The organism is Candidatus Niyogibacteria bacterium CG10_big_fil_rev_8_21_14_0_10_46_36 (assembly GCA_002772995.1).
GTDB lineage: Bacteria > Patescibacteriota > Minisyncoccia > 1-14-0-10-42-19 > 1-14-0-10-42-19 > 1-14-0-10-46-36.
In genome coordinates, this window is sequence record PFCO01000008.1 from 106,780 (window position 1) to 109,855 (window position 3,076).

Annotated in this window: 3 protein-coding genes and 1 pseudogene (1 of these 4 cut by a window edge); all 4 read left to right on the top strand. The window is 44.7% G+C overall.

Going from position 1 to position 3,076, the window contains the following annotated elements; all coding sequences use genetic code 11:
- Window positions 1-242, top strand: a pseudogene (locus COU47_03660) (hypothetical protein); it begins 28 nt to the left of the window's first position.
- A gap of 4 nt (window positions 243-246) precedes the next feature.
- Window positions 247-774 (top strand): hypothetical protein, encoded by a 528-nt coding sequence (locus COU47_03665; protein ID PIR69435.1) that lies wholly within the window; start codon window positions 247-249, stop codon window positions 772-774.
- Window positions 775-791: 17 nt separating this feature from the next.
- Complete coding sequence (locus COU47_03670; GenBank protein ID PIR69436.1) at window positions 792-1,103, top strand: hypothetical protein; 312 nt, start codon at window positions 792-794, stop codon at window positions 1,101-1,103.
- The coding region (locus COU47_03675) for a hypothetical protein (protein ID PIR69437.1) at window positions 1,100-3,076 on the top strand (1,977 nt) is incomplete at its 3' end. The genes COU47_03670 and COU47_03675, both read left to right, overlap by 4 nt.

Here is a 3,076-nt window from a genome sequence, read left to right on the forward strand (position 1 = left end):
TAGGCCAAAAGCGCATAGCATATCTTCTCGGGCATACATGTTCGACGCAGTTTTCAAAGTGGGAAAGTGGAAAGATTCTCCCCAGTCTTGAGAATGCTCTCAAGCTCGCATACATTCTCGATGTTCCAGTCGAATCACTGTTCGGGGATTTAGACATTAGTCTCAGAAGAGATGTTGAAAAGAAGGAACGGGCACTGTCCGGAGAAATGGAAAGGTCAAAAGATTATAAAAAGATAGTCTAGCTGTATGTCATTTTTGCATGGACGAACTCGGATGCTTGCACTCGATCTGGGTATAAAAGAAATGGGTTATGCTCTGCTTGATGATGAAATTCTCATTCGGTACGGGGTGAAGAATTTTAAGAAGAAAGTCAAAAAAGAAACTGTTCCGGGAGTTGATCTCATAAGAACCTATAAGCCCAGAGTTCTTATTTTAGGAAAATTGTCTCATTCGTATAGAAAGGGCAACCCGATGCTCAAAAGAGGCACAAACAAAATAAAGCGGTTCGCCATCAAACAAAGAATCAGGGTCCATGAAATTGAACCTGCATCTGCAATTAAAAGTCTCATGAAGGATGGAAAGCCAACAAAATTTAATGCGGCCGCCCATATCACTGCCTTATACCCTGAACTCACAGCATATCTTCCGCAGAAAGGAAGGATTCTGTGGACCTCAAAGGACTTGTACTGGATGAATATGTTTGACGCCTTAACGCTTGCGCTCGCATATCTGCGGAAAAGAAAGCGCGGGGAACATACAACGATGCACTTATAAAACTCAACCAATATTCTATGACAAGATTTCCTGAAGACTATCAACCCAATAATCTGCTTCCTCCACTGATAGAAACCATAAAAGCGAAACTATCTCTCGACCAAGTAGTGAGGGAATATGCTCTCCTCTTTGATTCGGAAGGTGAGCTTATAGGAAAATGCCCTTTCATGGGGTGCGACGGCTCAATTGCCGTGGACAGGAATAAAGCTTTCTTTCACTGCGACAGTTGCGAGAGAAACGGAGACGTTCTGAGCTTCATTATGGAAATAGAGCACCTGACCCTCAATGAAACGATCAAGGTTATCCTTAGCAGATATGCAGGCTTATGAATGATCTTTACCCACGAGAACAGCTCAGGAATATTACGGACAGATTTGAGAGACTCCTTTCAGGCAGAAAAGACGCCTGGGGTGCGGTCCATGGAGAATGTGTAAGGCAGCCGGTCACACAAAGGAGCTATTTTCTGCATTTGATTGGAAAGACCTCTTTAGGCATTTATCCACTTATCGATGACGGTACCTGCCGATTTGGTTCTATAGATTTAGACAGGGATGATTTAAGCCTTGCACTCGAGATCAGGGATCAGCTCTGGAACATTGGGATGAAGCCAGCCTTTATAGAGCGCTCCAAGTCTAAGGGATACCACATATGGGTTTTCTTTTCTAAGCCCGTAAAAGCAAAAGAGATACGTCATATCTTAAACACAGTCCTCTCAAAACTGAATCTAACTTTGGAAGTGTTCCCTAAACAGGATCGCCTGAATGAAGGCGAGATCGGGAATTACATAAACCTGCCATACTTCGGCGGCCTAATAAACACCCCAGAGCGAAGGGTGATTTTAGACAGTAAGAATACGTCACCGGTCCCGCTTGTAGAGTTCCTGGACATGGCGGAGAGCTCCTTAATCACACCTGAGGTAATTGAAGCCGTACTAGATGAGCTTCCTCGAATTCCGGTTGAGCTGCCCAAATCTAACGGAGAGTTGCCGGATGTGGACATTAATAACTTGAACATTAGCGAAAGGGTGAGAAAGCTCATAGCGGGAGATTTTTCTCGGGGGCCGGATACCGCTTTGGTAGTTGAGGATGATAAAACTGGTGAGCTAGCCTCCTATCGCTCCCGTTCCGAGGCTGACGAAGCCATCATCTCTTCACTTTTGAGTAACGGCTATGGAGAGGCTGAAATTGTTGCTGTGTTTGAGAAGTATCCTACGACGGGCAAGTACAAAGAAAAGGGAAACCGTAAAAGACAGTATCTTCTAAAATCCATTACGAATGCAAAAAAGTTTGTTGGGAATTCGAAAAGGGTGAGCATGCGCTCTTTCCAAAGCGAGATAGCACATAAAGGAAAGGATTCTACGGTCTACATCCCCTCCACAATCCTCGGAGATGGGAGAATAGCCGAAATGGTCTACGATCCTCGCAAGAAAGAAACCGGATTTGCGGTTTTTAATGAAGATGGGATTATCTACGAAAGCAGATTATTGACAGGAAATAAAGTTTATCTCTCTCCTTATTCTCCTCATAACAATCTCATCAAAAACGAAGTCATTCTGTTCCCGTCAGGAGCCGAGGAATACGAATCCGAAGAAAAGCTCGTTGAAGAGATCAGGGCATTCATTCACGATTATGTAGACCTCTCTCCCTTGTTCGAAAACATCTCTTCGTATTACGTTCTCTTTAGCTGGATATATGACGACTTCAAGGAGCTGCCGTATCTGAGAGTCATTGGAGACGCGGGGAGCGGCAAGACAAGATTCCTGTTAACTCTCGGCTCCCTCTGTTATAAGCCGATATTTGCAAGCGGGGCTTCTACAGTCTCTCCCATTTTCCGGATACTCCACATATTCAGGGGGACACTCATCATTGACGAGGGGGATTTCAGAATGAGTGATGAGAAAGCAGAAGTGGTAAAGATTTTAAATAACGGAAATGCAAAGGGATTTCCGGTCTTGAGAAGCGAATCCGTAAACGGCAAGGAATTCAGCCCGAAAGCATATCAGGTATTCGGCCCCAAGATAGTGGCAACCAGGGGATACTTTGAAGATAAAGCTTTGGAGTCCCGATGCATTACTGAAGAGATGGGCCAGAGGCGACTGAGAGAGGATATTCCCATTAACCTTACCGACGAGTATAGGGAAAGGGCGGAGCGCTTGAGAAACAAGCTGCTCATGTTTCGGTTCAGAAACCTGGGGAAAAGAAAAGTAAATCCGGAGCTCGTAGATCGAACCATCGAGCCGAGACTAAATCAGGTATTCGTTCCGCTTCTAAGCGTGATCGAAGATGAGAAAATGAAGGTCGCT

Bases quoted from the DNA above. Each gene is read 5' to 3' on its own strand.
- COU47_03665 (PIR69435.1), top strand. From the start codon at position 247: ATGTCATTTTTGCATGGACGAACTCGGATGCTTGCACTCGATCTGGGT.
- COU47_03670 (PIR69436.1), top strand. From the start codon at position 792: ATGACAAGATTTCCTGAAGACTATCAACCCAATAATCTGCTTCCTCCA.